The 15,775-nt window shown below is 33.1% G+C and carries 19 protein-coding genes; 6 read left to right on the top strand and 13 right to left on the bottom strand.

Annotation, left to right across the window (positions count from 1 at the left end; all coding sequences use genetic code 11):
- Positions 1–24 precede the first annotated feature (24 nt).
- The 3 genes from ACNI3C_RS08135 to ACNI3C_RS08125 are packed head-to-tail and all read right to left on the bottom strand — an operon-like array spanning position 25 to position 2,301.
- Entirely contained in the window at positions 25–885 is an 861-nt protein-coding gene (locus ACNI3C_RS08135; RefSeq protein WP_419769320.1) for a ParB/RepB/Spo0J family partition protein, read from the bottom strand.
- A 4-nt stretch (positions 886–889) separates the two neighbouring features.
- Positions 890–1,669, bottom strand: coding sequence for a ParA family protein (locus tag ACNI3C_RS08130; protein WP_419769319.1), 780 nt, complete (start codon positions 1,667–1,669; stop codon positions 890–892).
- The gene (locus ACNI3C_RS08125) at positions 1,666–2,301 is read right to left on the bottom strand and encodes a biotin--[acetyl-CoA-carboxylase] ligase (RefSeq protein ID WP_419769318.1); all 636 of its coding nucleotides are present in this window, start codon (positions 2,299–2,301) and stop codon (positions 1,666–1,668) included. The genes ACNI3C_RS08130 and ACNI3C_RS08125 overlap by 4 nt, the downstream gene beginning before the upstream one ends.
- Before the next feature lie 73 nt (positions 2,302–2,374).
- Between ACNI3C_RS08125 and ACNI3C_RS08120 the strand changes: the two genes are divergently transcribed.
- A complete protein-coding gene (locus ACNI3C_RS08120) occupies positions 2,375–3,268 on the top strand; it encodes an AEC family transporter (protein WP_419769317.1) in 894 nt (297 codons plus the stop codon).
- Here the strand turns inward: ACNI3C_RS08120 and ACNI3C_RS08115 are convergent.
- The 8 genes from ACNI3C_RS08115 to dnaG all read right to left on the bottom strand — a co-directional run bounded on the left by ACNI3C_RS08115 (position 3,253) and on the right by dnaG (position 10,395).
- Positions 3,253–4,635, bottom strand: coding sequence for an ATP-binding protein (locus ACNI3C_RS08115; protein WP_419769316.1), 1,383 nt, complete (start codon positions 4,633–4,635; stop codon positions 3,253–3,255). The genes ACNI3C_RS08120 and ACNI3C_RS08115 overlap by 16 nt on opposite strands.
- A 42-nt stretch (positions 4,636–4,677) precedes the next feature.
- Positions 4,678–5,598 carry a methionyl-tRNA formyltransferase gene (fmt, locus tag ACNI3C_RS08110; RefSeq protein ID WP_419769315.1) on the bottom strand — a complete coding sequence of 307 codons (921 nt, stop codon included), beginning with the start codon at positions 5,596–5,598 and terminating at the stop codon, positions 4,678–4,680.
- 4 nt (positions 5,599–5,602) lie between these two features.
- Positions 5,603–6,364, bottom strand: coding sequence for a glutamate 5-kinase (proB, locus tag ACNI3C_RS08105; protein WP_419769314.1), 762 nt, complete (start codon positions 6,362–6,364; stop codon positions 5,603–5,605).
- A complete protein-coding gene (gene obgE, locus ACNI3C_RS08100; protein WP_419769313.1) occupies positions 6,361–7,455 on the bottom strand; it encodes a GTPase ObgE in 1,095 nt (364 codons plus the stop codon). The genes proB and obgE overlap by 4 nt, the downstream gene beginning before the upstream one ends.
- Positions 7,456–7,608: 153 nt before the next feature.
- On the bottom strand, positions 7,609–7,863 hold the full coding sequence (rpmA, locus tag ACNI3C_RS08095) for a 50S ribosomal protein L27 (RefSeq protein ID WP_419769312.1): 255 nt from the start codon (positions 7,861–7,863) through the stop codon (positions 7,609–7,611).
- Positions 7,864–7,887: 24 nt separating this feature from the next.
- Positions 7,888–8,205, bottom strand: coding sequence for a 50S ribosomal protein L21 (rplU, locus tag ACNI3C_RS08090; RefSeq protein ID WP_419769311.1), 318 nt, complete (start codon positions 8,203–8,205; stop codon positions 7,888–7,890).
- Positions 8,206–8,311: 106 nt separating this feature from the next.
- On the bottom strand, positions 8,312–8,695 hold the full coding sequence (locus ACNI3C_RS08085) for a RidA family protein (RefSeq protein WP_419769310.1): 384 nt from the start codon (positions 8,693–8,695) through the stop codon (positions 8,312–8,314).
- A gap of 62 nt (positions 8,696–8,757) precedes the next feature.
- Positions 8,758–10,395, bottom strand: coding sequence for a DNA primase (gene dnaG, locus ACNI3C_RS08080; protein WP_419771448.1), 1,638 nt, complete (start codon positions 10,393–10,395; stop codon positions 8,758–8,760).
- Between the two features lie 110 nt (positions 10,396–10,505).
- On the opposite strand from dnaG, the gene ACNI3C_RS08075 reads away from it, so the two are divergent.
- From ACNI3C_RS08075 to aroC, 4 genes are read left to right on the top strand one after another with little or no spacing between them, the layout of a single operon-like run.
- On the top strand, positions 10,506–11,555 hold the full coding sequence (locus tag ACNI3C_RS08075) for a tetratricopeptide repeat protein (RefSeq protein WP_419769309.1): 1,050 nt from the start codon (positions 10,506–10,508) through the stop codon (positions 11,553–11,555).
- On the top strand, positions 11,530–11,964 hold the full coding sequence (rnhA, locus tag ACNI3C_RS08070) for a ribonuclease HI (RefSeq protein ID WP_419769308.1): 435 nt from the start codon (positions 11,530–11,532) through the stop codon (positions 11,962–11,964). The genes ACNI3C_RS08075 and rnhA overlap by 26 nt, the downstream gene beginning before the upstream one ends.
- 15 nt (positions 11,965–11,979) lie before the next feature.
- Entirely contained in the window at positions 11,980–12,654 is a 675-nt protein-coding gene (gene rnc, locus ACNI3C_RS08065; protein WP_419769307.1) for a ribonuclease III, read from the top strand.
- 3 nt (positions 12,655–12,657) lie between these two features.
- A complete protein-coding gene (gene aroC / locus ACNI3C_RS08060; protein WP_419769306.1) occupies positions 12,658–13,731 on the top strand; it encodes a chorismate synthase in 1,074 nt (357 codons plus the stop codon).
- 25 nt (positions 13,732–13,756) lie between these two features.
- Here aroC and ACNI3C_RS08055 read toward each other — a convergent pair whose 3' ends face one another.
- Positions 13,757–14,089 carry a hypothetical protein gene (locus ACNI3C_RS08055; protein WP_419769305.1) on the bottom strand — a complete coding sequence of 111 codons (333 nt, stop codon included), beginning with the start codon at positions 14,087–14,089 and terminating at the stop codon, positions 13,757–13,759.
- Between the two features lie 202 nt (positions 14,090–14,291).
- On the opposite strand from ACNI3C_RS08055, the gene ACNI3C_RS08050 reads away from it, so the two are divergent.
- The gene (locus tag ACNI3C_RS08050; protein ID WP_419769304.1) at positions 14,292–14,879 is read left to right on the top strand and encodes a DUF134 domain-containing protein; all 588 of its coding nucleotides are present in this window, start codon (positions 14,292–14,294) and stop codon (positions 14,877–14,879) included.
- On the opposite strand, the gene htpX is transcribed toward ACNI3C_RS08050, so the two are convergent.
- Positions 14,880–15,725 carry a zinc metalloprotease HtpX gene (gene htpX / locus ACNI3C_RS08045; RefSeq protein ID WP_419769303.1) on the bottom strand — a complete coding sequence of 282 codons (846 nt, stop codon included), beginning with the start codon at positions 15,723–15,725 and terminating at the stop codon, positions 14,880–14,882. It abuts the gene before it with no gap.
- Positions 15,726–15,775 lie beyond the last annotated feature (50 nt).

Below are 15,775 nucleotides of genomic sequence, written 5' to 3'. Positions count from 1 at the left end.
ATGAATTAAGAAAGTTAGTAAAATTTATAAAGTGTTACCAAAGTGTTTAGAAATTTTATCTATGTCTTCTTGTGAGTGAATTTCAATCTTAAAAAACTTATTATCAATCTTGACATTTAAGTTGTCAGATTTTAAATTTTCTATGATGGAATGGAGTGAATTTAAATCAAAATTACTCTTAACTTTTGATTTTTTGGGTTCAGGTTTTACTACTGGATTTTTAAGATCTTTGACCAATTTTTCTGTCTCTCGTACAGAGAGTTTTTGCCCGACAATTGAATCTGCAACCACCTTTTGTTCATCGTCAGTTAATCCTAACATAATTTTTGCATGACCCGCTGTGATTTTTCCATTGGCCAGCAGTTGTTGCACATATGAACTCAATTGTAAAAGTCTTAATGTATTTGTAATTGAGGTTCTGCTTTTAAACACTTTGTGTGAAAGCTCTTCATGAGTAATCCCATGCTCATTTAAAAGTTGGGCATAAGAGTACGCCAGTTCAATGATATTTAAATCATCTCGTTGAATATTTTCAATTAAGGCAATTTCTCTTAATTGTAAATCTTCTAAATTGGTAATGATGGCTTTAATTTTTGGTAATCCAGCTAATTTGTGCGCTCTTAACCTTCGCTCACCAGCAACTAAAATATACCCATCGTTATTATCTTTAATGACAGTAACAGGTTGTAACAGACCATGTCTTTGAATAGAATCACTTAACTCTTTTAATTTCTCTTCGTCAAATATTTTTCTTGGTTGATTTGGGTTGGCTTTAATTAACTCAACATCAATCTCTACAATATTTGAATTTGAATGGGTAGTTGATTTGTCATATGCAATCTCTACTTCACCTAATAATTCGCTAAGTCCTCTTCCTAGTGCCATGTGATTATCCTGCTATTGCTCGTGCTAAATTTGTGTATGCTTTTGTTCCAATGGCTTTATCATCATAAAGCATAATTGGTTTACCAAAACTTGGTGATTCGGCAAGTTTTATGTTTCTTGGAATCACAACATAAGAACTCTCATCTACTTTAAACAATTTACTCTCAAAATGTTGTGCAAGATCTGCAAAGACTTGTTTTGAAAGATTATTTTGTTCACTGTACATCGTTGGTAAAAACCCTCGAATTTGAAGTTGTCTGTTAATGGTTTGTTTAACAAGTTTGATGGTATTTAATAACTGCGCCAAACCTTCAAGTGCAAAGAACTCGCATTGAATAGGAATCAGTACAGAGGTTGCTGCACTTAATGTATTGATAGTAATAGGGCCTAATGCAGGTGGAGAATCAATAATGATATAATCAAAATCTTTTTTGATTGGGTCAATTTTTCTTTTTAAAATCAACTCTCTTTCATTGTTATTCTTGTAGAACTCTTTTTCAATTCCAACTAAACCAATGTTAGATGGTGCAACTTTCAAGTTTTCTATTTCGCTATCTAAAATTATTTCAGAAAGTTCTTTTGTTCCAAGCATCACATGATAAATATTGTACTCATATGTGTCTCTTTGGAAGCCTAAAGAAGTTGTTGCGTTAGCTTGTGGGTCTGCATCAATTAACAATACTCTTTTACCTTCAAGTGCCAAGGCAGCGCTTAAATTCACAGCAGTTGTTGTTTTACCAACACCACCTTTTTGATTTGCAATTGCAATTATTTCTGTTGTCATCGTAAACTGAACACCTTTATATTATCTATACTAATTGAACCGTCGTCATTTAGAATAGCGCGTTGTAGAGAAACTTTCTCGTCATTTAACAAAGATTTGTAAAATCTGCTTTTTTGAAATTCTATCTGAAACTCACTAAATATCTGCTTCCATAAAATTAATTTTTCTAATTTAGCAAAATATAATCTCAAAATCTCTTCAAAAGAAATTTCGATATCCAAATAACCAAATTCTTCACTCACTCTCAAAAGATTTAAACCAATGCCACAATAGATCAAATCATTCGTTGCTGTCGTAATTGTTCCCCCAATTTTTTTACTTTCAATGTAAAAATCATTGGGCCATTTTAGCCAAGTTTTTGAACCTTTTTCCACTAAAACTTGTTTTAAAATAAAAGAGAAATAAATCGAAGCTGACTGCAAAGGCAAATCACAAGGCAAACTGTTTTTTTGCATAACAAAAGAGAAAAACAGATTCCCTTTTTTACCAACCCAGCTGTTTCCTTTACTCCCCACTCCTTGTGTTTGAAAAGTTGTAGCAATACAAAGTGGCTCACTAAAAGAGTTCTTTTTAATGTACTCTTTTAAATACGTATGCGTTGAATCAACTTCTTCTAATATAATAATTTTCATCAAACCATTATACATAATTACAGATTAATATTATTGCAATATAATAAAAAAAAATTTATAAAATGGATTAAAAATGCTGGATCCCGTTTTACCCATAGCACTCTATTTATTGTTGGGTTATTTGTTCAAAATATTTTTTAAAGACAACTCAAAAGAGTTGGTTGAATTTGTAATATATTTTTCTCTTCCTGCAATGGTATTTGTTAAAATCTACCCTCTTACCTTGGATTTAAAGATATTAAATTTGATTTGTATGTTCAATACCATTATCATTGTCAATCTCATTTTAGCCTATTTAATAGGAAAGTTTTTTGCTTTAGAGAAAAAAACATTGGCTACATTTATGATTATTGCGACCTTTGGGAACACCTCCTTTATTGGGTTTTCATACATTGATGCTTTTTATGGTCAAGATTACGTGGTCTATGCTTTGATTTATGATCTGTTTGGTTCCTTTTTATTGGTGGTCTCTCTTGGAGCATTTATCATTAATTGGGGAAGTGGCAATGTGGTACATTTTAAGTCCATTTTAAAAAGTGTACTTATTTTCCCACCTATTATCATCTTTTTCATCACGGTTGTTTTAAAGTTCTTTGATATGCCCACTTTTATTATGAATACTGCACAAACCATAGGTGCCACCTTAGTCCCCCTAGCTATGATAGCCATCGGTATGAAATTGGAGATTAAAAACATATTTTATAAAGTTCGCATCACCTCTTTGGCATTGACGTTAAAGATGCTTATTATGCCTATTTTTGTGATGATACTCTTTGGTATTTTTTACAACTTAGATGAGACATGGAGTAAAGCAACCATTCTAGAAGTTGCCATGCCACCTATGACTACTGCGGTTATTTTGGCAATTAAGGGTGGATTAGATGAACGATTGGCAATCAATGCATTGGTTATAGGGGTAATTTTTTCATTGGCAAGTGTGACAGGGTTTTATTACTTTTTAGCTTGAAATGTAATTGTAAACAAAGCCCCTGTACATTGCATACCATTGTATTCAAATAGAGAGTTTTCTGCGGTTATACTCCCTTTGAAACTTTTTTCAATGATTACTTTCGTCATGTACAGTCCAATACCTGTGCCCTTATGTTCATCTTTAGTGGTAAAATCTCTATCAAATATCTTCTTTAAAATGTTCTCTTTTATTCCACCTGCATTGTCTTTGATTTTTATCAATATCAAATCATTGATTTTTTCTAGAGTTATAAAGATTAATTTTGGGGGGAAATTTTTATCTGTTCCCGCATCAAAAGCATCCTTAGAATTTTGTAAAATATTTAATACAGCTTGTTTTAACTCATTTTCCAAACCAAAATGATTGATACTCTCATCCAACTCAAAGATTAACTCAATCTCATGTTCCAACAACGTTACATCAATTATAGATACACTTTGATGTATATTCTTTGCTAAATTAAATTTTTTTTCAAATTTATCAATTCTGTAGAAGTTTCTAAAGTCATCAATCGTATCAGAGAGATATTTTGTTGTTTCAACAATCTTATCTAAGGTCTTCATTGTTTCTTTTTTATCATCGGTATTTAACTCCATATTAAAGCTAAGTGCACTTGCAAGTGTACTGATACCACTTAATGGCTGTCTCCATTGATGAGCAATATTACCAATCATCTCTCCCATTGATGACAATTTTGATTGATGATAAATTATGGCTGATTTTTTCTCATTTTCACTGATTTCATACTCAACTTTTTTTGTCAATTTTTCATTTGCAATTTTAAGTTCACGGTTTAACTCTTTTAACTTAATTGAGTCATCCTGTGCTTGAGAAATTGATAAAGCAATCAAAGAACTTGTTATTGCTAACGTATCTTTATCTTTTTCATCAAAATAAAAATTATTTTCATCATCAATCTTATTGATAAGCTGAATCACCCCTAACTTTTTATTATCAATAGGGTGAATAATGGGAGAAGTCAGGATTGAATGCGTCTTATAATTGTTTTGTTTGTCGTACTCTTTGACACCCAGTAACTCATACTTTTTTGTTTTATACACATCATTTACTATGATAATTTTTTTACTCATATAAGCATCAACGGCAAGATATTTTTTTGAATCTAGGGGGAGTTTTAAATCTTTTAATTTTCGGTATTGCAGAAAAATCTCTTCATACGTCATTGAGTCATTTTGAAAGACATTGAACTGCAACGCATCCCCATCCACAGTATAAATACTTCCTGCTTCAGCACCAATGATTTCTCTTACTTGTTTCAATATCTTATGTAATAAGACATCAAAATCATCTACGTTGAAAAGTTTTAGGTCATAAATATCGTAACAATTTATACTTTTTTTCATAATGACTTCTTCAATTAAAGATATAAACAATAGTATAATAAATTAAGTTAAAAGATTCAGTAAAGAGATTCTTTGACCTCTGATATAATCAATTGCACTGACCTCTTTTTTTGAAGGGGCTTGTAAAGTTGCAATTTTTAAACTGCCTTTTTGACATGCGACAATGATACCATCCTCTTCAATGGCTACTATTTCACCGGCATTGTTTTGGGAATCTTTTTCAACAAGAGAGATGTTTTTTAACTTAAGCCCAGATTTTAAATATACTCCAGGCCAGTAAGAGTAGGCTTTATATTTTTTATAAAGGACTTCAGCATTATCAAAACTGACTTCGCCATGCTCTTTTTTTATCTTCTTACAATAACTTACGTTTGTTTCATTTTGTACTTTTGGATCAATCTTTTCAAAATAATGTAGCGTCTCAATGGTAAGTTTTGCCGCCATTAAAGAGAGTTCAGAAAAGAGTTCTGCTACTTCCATCGTTTGGGGTATTTTAAAATATTTTAATCCCAAAATATCGCCACTGTCAAGACCTTCTTCCATAAGCATAGAGGTAACACCTGTGTACTCATCACCATTTAATAATGACTCTTGAATCGGACTTGCTCCTCGATATTTTGGCAATAATGAGGCATGTAAATTAATACAAGGAGCAATATCTAAAATCTCTTTAGGCAGAATTTGTCCATACGCTGCAACAACAATAAAATCGGGTTTTAACGCTTCTATTTGTAGTTTTGCATCTTCATTATTTCTTAATTTTTCAGGTTGATAAATGGGAAGATTGAGATTGTTGTCTGTACAAAATTGTTTGATATGAGGAGCCGTTAAAATCTGTTTCCTTCCCACGGGTTTGTCCGGTTGAGTGAAAAGTCCAACCATCTCAAACTCACTTTTTAAAATGGCTTTGAAAATGGTTGTAGCATAATCGGGCGTTCCCATAAAAAGTATTCGTTTTGCCATCAAATTACGCCTTAAAAAGTGTTCCACCAAGGTGATTGTGATTGACCAAAAACTCTTCTGCAAATTTCAAATCAAATCCACTGCTTAAATACATAGGAATATTTTTTTGGATTAAAAAATCTGCAGCTTTTAATTTAGTCACAATGCCACCTGTCGCAAACTCGGTATTGGGTGTATGCTCACCTTCTAACATTTCAGCAGAAACCGAAGCAATGTGTTTTTCCAATACTGCATCTGCATACACTCTTGGATTTTTGTTGTAGTATCCATCAATATCTGTTAAAATAGCCAAGATATCTGCGTCAAAGTAGTATGTAACATGCGCTGCAAGTTGATCATTATCTCCAAAAAGAAGTTCATCGGTTGCAGTGACATCATTTTCATTGATAATGGGCATGATTTTGTTTTTCAACAAAATTTCAATGGCCCCTTTTGCAAAAGCGGTTCTTTTTCTTGAATCAAAATCATCGGCAATTAAAAGCATTTGAGCACAAGTAATTCCATACTCTTTAAACTTTGTTTTATAGTGTTTCATCAATAAAGGTTGTCCAATGGCAGCAAGTGCTTGTCGGTTGGTTACTGATTTTTTATCCAAAGGCAATGAAGTAAAGCCAGCTGCAACGGCACCTGAACTGACCAATATTACCTCTTTGTCTTGTTGTTTTAATTTTGCAATCAAATCCACCAAATTATTTAACCTATCAAATGCCAGTTTACCATCTTGTGTTAAAACAGCACTTCCAACTTTTAATACGATTCGTTTCATTTTTTATCTTTTCCTATTAATTCATATAAAGAGTATCTGATGGCATTTGTATTTAAATGTGTTACCGCAGATATTGGCAAGATGAAAAATGGTTTTGCCGCATCAAATCTTGCAAATGTCGTATCTTGCATATAATAAGGCAATGTTTTATCAAATCCAAATTGATTTTCACCACTTATTTCTAACCCTAATCCCTCAATAAAACTTTTAATGTCACCCTCTAAATCTTCACCATAATACGCATCTGTTTTTGTCAATGCAATGGCAAAATTTCTTCCACTTAACTCTAAAGAGAACTTCTTAAGCTCCTCTTTTAAAACCGTGTATTGATCCATGGTTGTACGATAGTTTGAAATATCAATCATAAAAAGCAATGTTTTGGTTCGTTCAATGTGTCTTAAAAACTCTAAGCCTAAACCTTTTCCATCGCTTGCACCATCAATGATTCCTGGAATATCTGCCATAACCAAAGAGTTGTATTCCCCTACTTCAACTACCCCCAATTTTGGTGTTAACGTAGTAAACTCATAATTTGCAATTTCAGGGGTTGCATTTGACAATGTTGAAATCAAAGTCGATTTACCCACATTTGGATACCCAACTAAGCCCACATCCGCAATCAATTTTAACTCAAGTCTGATCTCTTTTTTAAGTCCTGGAAGTCCTGGTTGAAAATAGGTGGGTCTTTGGTTTCTTGAGTTTTTAAAGTGAACGTTCCCTAATCCACCTTTTCCACCTTCTAAAATGGTAACCGTTTGCCCCTCTTCTAACAAATCATATAAAACCTCATCGGTTTCATCATCAATAATTTGTGTTCCAGGAGGTACCGGCAATAAAAGTGTAGGTGCAGATTTCCCTGTCATGTTTCTTCCCATACCTTGTTTACCGTTTTCAGCTTTGATAATATGACGACCTTTATACCATGATAATGTATCACTGTTGCTGTCTACTACAAAAGCAACATCTCCACCTTTACCACCATCTCCACCGTCTGGTCCACCTTTTACGACGAACTTTTCTCTTCTAAATGAGGCACAACCTTGCCCTCCTTTACCAGAAGAGATTACAAACTTTACACTATCTATAAACACATGAACCTCCGTTTTAGTGAAAAGTGAAAAATCAAAAGCGCCTTAACATTAACCTGTTAACTTTTAACTGTTCACTAAATTATTTTTTTTATTAATTAAAAAAGGGTGTAGGCAAATGCCATACACCCTTTAAAAAACTCTTTTGAATCAAACTTACGAAGCGTAAACTGAAACTTTTTTTCTTTTTTTATCTTTAATTTCGAATTTAACTGTTCCGTCAATTAAAGCGTATATTGTATGGTCTTTACCAATTCCAACATTGTTTCCAACGTGAATTTTAGTTCCTCTTTGTCTGATAATGATATTTCCAGCTCTTACAGCTTCTCCACCATATTTTTTAACTCCAAGTCTTCTACCAGCTGAATCTCTATTATTCTGTGTACTACCTTGACCTTTCTTGTGAGCCATCGTTTATCTCCTTAAATTTATTGCTTACGCAGCAATTTTAGTAATTCTAATTTTTGTAAAGCTTCTTCTGAAACCTTTTTTTAATTTAGAATCTTTTCTTCTTCTTTTTTTGTAAATGATAACTTTTCTGTCTCTATTTACACCAGTACCATCCAGTACCACTTCTGCTTCTACTTTTGCAGAAGAAACAGCATCACCGCATTTTAACTCACCATTGTTAACAGCTAAAACATCGTTAATTTCAAGTGTTTCTTTGGCAGCTTTTCCAGTGTAATCGATATCGATTATATCACCTTCTGAAACTTTATATTGCTTTCCACCACATTTGATAATTGCGTACATTTTCTTTCCTTAGGGTATCTATTCTATTCATACTTTATTTTTGTGAAGCGAATAGTATCTTAAATTAGTTTAAACTTTCTTTAAGACAAGAAACTTTATTGCAAAATTAGAGATAATCTTTTGCTTCAGCAATAATATCCATCTCAACAAGTACATTTTTAGGTAATGTTTTAACTGCAACCGTGCTTCGTGCTGGTTTATGATCGCCAAAAAATTCAGCATAAATCACATTAACCACACCAAAATCTTCCATGTTTTCTAAATAAATTGTTACTTTAACGGCTTGTTCTAAACTGCTTCCAGACTCTTCTAAAATATTTTTTAAATTGGTTAACACTTGTCTTGTTTGCCGTTTAATATCTCTGTCAACTAACTCTCCGCTTGGAGTAATTGCAATTTGCCCAGAAGTATAAATCATGCCATTGACTTTAATGGCTTGTGAGTAAGGCCCAATGGCTGCAGGTGCTTTTTCGGTTTGTATAATTTCCATGTAGTTCTCCAAAAGTTTTATTCAGGGATTCTACTGAAAAAACTATTTTTATTCAATAAATTTTATAAGTTATACGAAATTAGTTTGCCTTTTCTTAGCTGCATGATATTATCGCGTATTTTCACAATCAAATTCTTTTTCTCATTGTGTTCTAAATTTTCATCATATTTAATGGCATTTTGTTTTTTTTCATAAAATTTAATCAGCAAAATTCTCAATTCACTGCTTAAACGTTCATCATCATAATTTTCCAATTGTTCATTGAGTAAAATCCCATTAAGTTGAGGATTCTCTTTGTCATATAAAAGCATTTCAAACTCACTTTTATGGTACTCAAACATGGAAGCATCTACCACATCTAAAACGGTATCCAGCCTTTTGGGCGTGTCGGCTATGGATTTAATAATACACAACTCTGCAATATCTATTTTTGACAACTGAACATTGTTTCGTATCTCTTGTTTTTGATTTTGTACCTTAATAAACTTTTCATTCACATTGAGTCTTGACGCCAAATATCGTTTATATTCATCTTGAAAAATGGGGTTCAATGTTTTTAAATAATCATTGGTCTCTTGCAGTGCTTTTTGTTTATTTTGAGGATCACTTAAATCATATTTTGCAATGATAAAATCAATCACAAAAGGAATAAAAGGTTTTGGATTGGAAAAGATGGCATTGAGTTCATTGATTCTTTTATCTTTGACCATATCGGCAGGATCCAATCCTTGACCAAAAATCACCACTCCTCCCTCAAAATTTCCATGAGAAAGCATCACCGAAGCTTTATACGCAGCATTTAATCCTGCACTGTCACCATCGTACGCCACAATGACTTTGGGTTCACCTCTTCTTATAAGCGGTAAATGCTCTTGCGTCAATGCCGTACCCAAGGTTGCAACAGCATTCTCAAACCCTGCTTGATGCAACATAATGACATCCAAGTACCCTTCTGTAATAATAATCTCATGCTTTTTATAAATTGCATCTTTAGCCAAATTATACCCATATAACAGTCGTGATTTATTAAAGAGTTTGGTTTGAGGAGAGTTGACATATTTGGCATTATGTCCAGTAATCGTTCGTCCACCAAAACCAACAATTTTTCCATTTAACGCATAGATAGGGAAGGTAATTCTTTCAATAAAACGAGCATATAAACCATTTGCCCCAGTATCTATAATTCCCAACTCTTGCGCATCACCTAGGTTCAAAAAATTTGTTTTTAAAAAGCCTATTGTTTGAGAGGAGCTAGGAGCATACCCAATTTCAAATTTTTCAATGGAAAATTCTGAAATCCCCCTGCTTAAAATATACTCTTTGGCAGTGTGTTCACCAATAAAAAGTTTTTGATAATATTTATTGACCTCTTCAATGACTTTGGTGTCTTGTTTTTTTTCATTGTTGTTATCATAACTTAATGATACATTGTGCATGGAGGCAAGTTTTTCAATGGCTTCAGGGTAAGAGAGTTTTTCATACTCCATCACAAATTTTATGGCATCGCCCCCTACTCCACAACCAAAACAGTGGTAAATTTGCTTGGCAGGACTTATCACAAATGAAGGGGTTTTTTCTCCATGAAAAGGGCAACATGCTTTAAAGTTTGCACCTGATTTTTTAACCTCAATAAATTGTGAAATGACATCAACAACGTCTAAATGGTTTTTTAAATTTTCTATGGAATCTTTTGTAATCATACGCGCATTATACACTTTAATCACTTTATCTATGTTCATTTAAATTAATTTATTATTTTCTATACACTTTTATGGTAATATATTAAAAATTATAATCAAAGGTTAAATGAGTGGATGGACTGGTATTAGAGTATAGAGACCCCTTATTTGGTATTATTATATTCTTTACACTGCTTTTTGTTATATCATTTCTGACCTACTCTTTTGGACTGTATAAAGAGAAAAAATCCAGAGCAGAGTATCGTAAACTTTTAAAACGATTTGAGTTAGGAAATTTAAAAGAGGACGATTATGTTCATCTGTATACCACGTATAATCTCCCTTTTGATTCTATTATTCTTTTGGCTTCAACCTTTTTACATAAAGGAGACTACAATAAAGCCATTGGGGTCTACTTGGCCCTACTTGAACATGTAACGGAACGTGTAAAAAAAGAAGAACTCTTAGAACTGTTAGGAAAAACCTATTTTAAAGGGGGATTCTTACAACGAAGTAAAGAGATTTTCCTGAAAATTTTGAAATTTTCACCTCGAAATAAAGAGGCTTTAAATCACTTACTTTTAATTTATGAAAAACTCAAAGATTTTGACAAAGCGCAAGAGGTACTTGAATCACTTGATGAATTAGAGTTTGATGTGACACGAGAATCTGTGTATATAAAAACATTAAAACTCTTAAATGACCCTGTTGTTTCATTTGATAAAAAATCAACACAATTAATGCATATGTTTAAAACCAACGAAATCATTGAACGAATTGTTGTACAATATCTTTTACAATTTAATAAAAGCATGTTTTGGGAAAACATTGAGTTATTCGATCTTTCAAAATCACTTGATCTGTTATGGTATTTAAACTTCGATGATATCGATTTTGATGCAGTGGCAAAAATAGAAATTTTACAAGAGTTATATACAGCCAAAGGGTATATCAATAGCGTTTCAAACAGTGCTGTCTTTGAACTGGATATGATTATACTTTCAAAAAATGCAAAAAGCAACTTTAGAACGGATTTGAACTTTCAATTTATGTGTACCAAATGTAAAAGCATCCATCCCATTTACGAATCGCGATGTCCACATTGTCATAAAATTTTAACGTTTAAAATTGAACCTGAACTGACAAGGAGAGTTATTGAAAAAAATCAATCTTTACAGTGATGGTTCCAGTTTAGGGAACCCTGGTCCTGGCGGTTGGGGAACAATCCTAAAATATAATGGTCATGTCAAAGAGTTAAGTGGTGGAAATGCGATGACAACCAACAACCAAATGGAACTCACAGGTGTTATTGAAGGCTTAAGAGTTTTAAAAGAGCCTTGTGAAGTTGAAGTCATCAGTGATTCAAAGTATGTGGTTCAAGCCATTAATGAGTGGTTAGCAAGCTGGAAAAAGAATGGTTTTAAAACAGCTGCCAAACAACCCATTAAAAACTATGAACTGTGGCAAGAGTATATAAAGGTTTCGGACATTCATACCATAAAAGGCACGTGGGTCAAAGGCCATGCTGGTCATGAAGAGAATGAAAGATGTGATGAATTGGCTCGAAATGAAGCCGAAAAATTAAAATAACAAAGGAAATAAAAAATGAGTGATTATTCTGAATTAGAAAAGTGTTTGGATTATCAGTTTAAAAACAGAGATCTGATAATCGAAGCACTTACGCACAAAAGCTATAAAAAGCCATACAACAATGAGCGGTTAGAGTTTTTAGGGGATGCGGTTTTAAACCTAATTGTGGGAGAGTATTTATACACCAAATTCCCAAAATCAAATGAAGGAGAACTCTCAAAAATACGAGCTTCATTGGTCAATGAAACCGGTTTTACGAAACTGGCCAATGATATTCATTTGGGAGATTATATCTATATTTCAGTCGCTGAAGAGAGAAATAATGGCAGAGAAAAAGCCTCAATTTTATCCGATGCTTTTGAAGCGATTATGGGAGCCATTTATTTAGAGTCTGGCTTAGAAAAACTTAAACCCATTATGTTGACCGTCTTAGAAAACTCTTATGATAAAATCAATTTGGATGTCTTATTCAGTGATTACAAAACGGCCTTACAAGAGATTACTCAAGCAGAATTTGCTTCAATTCCTGAATATAAACTTGAGGGTTCATATGGACCTGATCATCAAAAAGAGTTTGAAGTCTCAATTTGGATTGATGGAAAAAATTATGGTTCAGCCATAGGTAAAAGTAAAAAATTGGCACAACAAGCTGTTGCAAAAATTGCATTAGAAAAATTAAAAGGTAACTAAACCATGAACAGTTTTGGACATAAATTCAAGTTTACAACATTTGGTGAAAGTCATGGAAAGGCACTGGGATGTATCGTTGATGGTGTACCAGCAGGCATTAAAATCGATGAATCCTTTATCCAAAGTGAAATGAACAGAAGAAAACCGGGTCAAAATGAGTTTGCCACGGCACGAAATGAAGGGGATAAAATTGAAATTTTAAGTGGTGTTTTTGAAGGTATTACAACAGGTACATCTGTTGCAATGATTATATTTAACGAAAATCAAAAAAGCAACGATTACACCAATATTAAAGATCTCTTTAGACCAGGACATGCTGATTTTACCTATTTTAATAAATACGGTACTCGTGATTACAGAGGTGGCGGGCGAAGCAGTGCCAGAGAAACAGCAGCAAGAGTTGCAGCAGGTGCAATAGCAAAACTGCTTTTACAAGAAGTGGGCATCAGCATTCAAAGTGGTATTTTTGCTATCAATGGCATTGAAGCCCAAAATATTGATTTTACTCATGTGAAAAATTCTGAAATATATGCGTTAGATGCCAAGGTTGAAAACGCTCAAAAAGAGGCCATTTTAAAAGCAAAAAATTCACACGACAGTGTGGGTGGTGTCGCACTCGTTTGTGTTAAAAATGCTCCTGTTGGTTTGGGTGAACCTCTCTATTTTAAACTTGATTCACAAATTGCCAATGCCATGATGAGTATCAATGCAGTTAAAGGGGTCGAAATTGGAGAAGGTTTTGCCTCAGCGTCACTTTTGGGAAGTCAAAACAATGATGAAATCCGTTCAAACGGTTTTAAATCAAACCACAGTGGTGGCATTTTGGGTGGAATATCAAATGGTGATGACATCAATGTCAAAGTCTATTTTAAACCAACCCCTTCAATTTTTATCAAACAAGAGACCATTGATAAAAATAATCATGACGTTGAATGTGCGTTAAAAGGACGGCATGACCCTTGTGTTGCGGTAAGAGGAAGTGTGGTTGCCGAATCTATGATGGCATTAGTTATTGCCGACATGTTGCTGTTGAACATGAGCAGTAATATTGAAAATATAAAAAAAGTCTATAAGTAAAAAAGCAAGAGATGAACTCTTGCTTTTATGCTTGCGCTAATTTATTGTGTACATAATCGTGAAATGAATCAAGTACCATGTGAGGGCTGTTATCTGTATAAACACAAATACCTGCCTCTTTTAACTGTGCCAATGGTAACTCACAACTTTGTGGAACTACAATTGCCTCATACTTATTTTCAAGACACTCTTTAAGAAATCCATCTGATCCACTGAAATCTCTTTTTTGTACAGTATGTACACCAACAATACTTTGATTTTGAATATCAAGTACTGTCAAATAATTCGCTTCTTCAATGCTTGACGCACTGTGAGAAATGTAACTCATATTCTCTTTTGTTGGAAATACGATTTTCATTTTTTACCCTTTTTTTTTCTTTATCATTTTATTTTAATTGTTTAAATTAATCTGTCTCTATTGAACATATGTTGTCATCTTAATCTATTAATGAACATATGTTAGGAATTATATCAAATGTATGAACATATGTCAATTAATAATTTGCCAAATTTCAACAATTATGCTAAGATTCTTAAAATTTAGATTAATAAAGATTATTATGGGCAGAGAAAAATTACACAGAGAGTTAAATTTAAAGCTTCACAGCAAATATTTTGGTCCAAAAGATATCAATCCAGAAGAGACAATCGTACTGTTACACGAAGAGATTGAAGCGATTCAATTGATGAGCATATTAAATATGTATCAAGAAGATGCGGCAAAACATATGAATGTATCACGACCAACATTTGCACGTATCATCAAAAATGCACGGCGAAAAATTGCCATGGCTTTGATTAATGGCTATAACATAAAAATTCATGAAGTTAAAAATGATTTTAGTGTAGCAGTTTGTTCTTCAAGTAAAACAGAAATCAGTGAAAGTGATTTGTATTCTGAATATATATTTATTTTTCATATTCAAGATTATAAACTCACCTCTCAAATACTTTTAAAAAACCCTGCTTTCAGCAGAGAATTTAAACCAAGTACTGTATTGCCTAACCTCTTAAAAGAGCATGAAGTGAACTATTTTATCATTGATAAATTAGGCGTTACGTTAAAAAACGTACTCATATCAAAAGGAATCTACCCCATTATTAAAGATCATGTCTCTATTGATCAAATTGTTGATATTTTTAAATAATTAGTGTAAATCGTATTTTAACTCTTCCAATGCAGCAATCCTATCTGCTGTTGTTGGATGGGTTCTAAACAGATCAGAAAATCGTGTTTGATGTCCTGAAAAAGGGTTAATAATAAACATATGGGCTGTCTGTTCAGTGGCATTATACACTTCACCTCGTTTAGCATAACTTTCAAGCTTACTTAAAGCACTTTGTAAGGCTTTGACATCACCCGTTAAACGTGCAGCTCCTGCATCGGCTAAGTACTCTCTGTTTCGACTCACTGTCATTTGAATGATTCCTGCAGCAATGGGCAATAAAATGGATAAGACAATCATCACCACAGGATTCACTCCTCTTCTGTTATCTCCAAAAAAAGCAGAAAACTGAAGCATATTGGCAATAATTGCAATGGCACCCGCAAGCGTTGCTGCAACGGTTCCAATTAAAATATCGTAATGTTTAATGTGCGATAACTCATGAGCAATCACGGCTTCAATCTCTTTTTCATTGAGTAATTCAATCAAACCTTGAGTGACTGCAACTGCTGCATTTTCATGATCTCTTCCTGTTGCAAAGGCATTGGGAACACTATCTGGGATAATATAGACTTTTGGCATAGGAAGATTTGATTTATAGATTAATTTTTGAACGATTTTATAAACAATATGATTTTTGTCTTGAACCAGTACCGCATTATAATGAGCTAAAACTTGTTTATCAGAGTAATAATAGGCATAAAAATTCATTCCACCCGCAAGTAAAAAAGCAATCAAGGCCCCATTACTTCCACCTAAATATGTGCCCACAAATACAAACAACAGTGTTAAAAAAGTTAAAAGAATGATTGTCTTTATCTGTTCCATATTATCTCCTCATATCATTTATGCAATTTTACAAAAATAAAGTTAAAAAT

Origin of the sequence: Marinarcus sediminis (SeqCode), assembly GCF_048571275.1 — a bacterium.
GTDB lineage: Bacteria > Campylobacterota > Campylobacteria > Campylobacterales > Arcobacteraceae > Marinarcus > Marinarcus sediminis.
The sequence above is the reverse complement of the archived record's forward strand: the minus strand, read 5'-3'. Positions and strand labels throughout refer to the sequence as shown.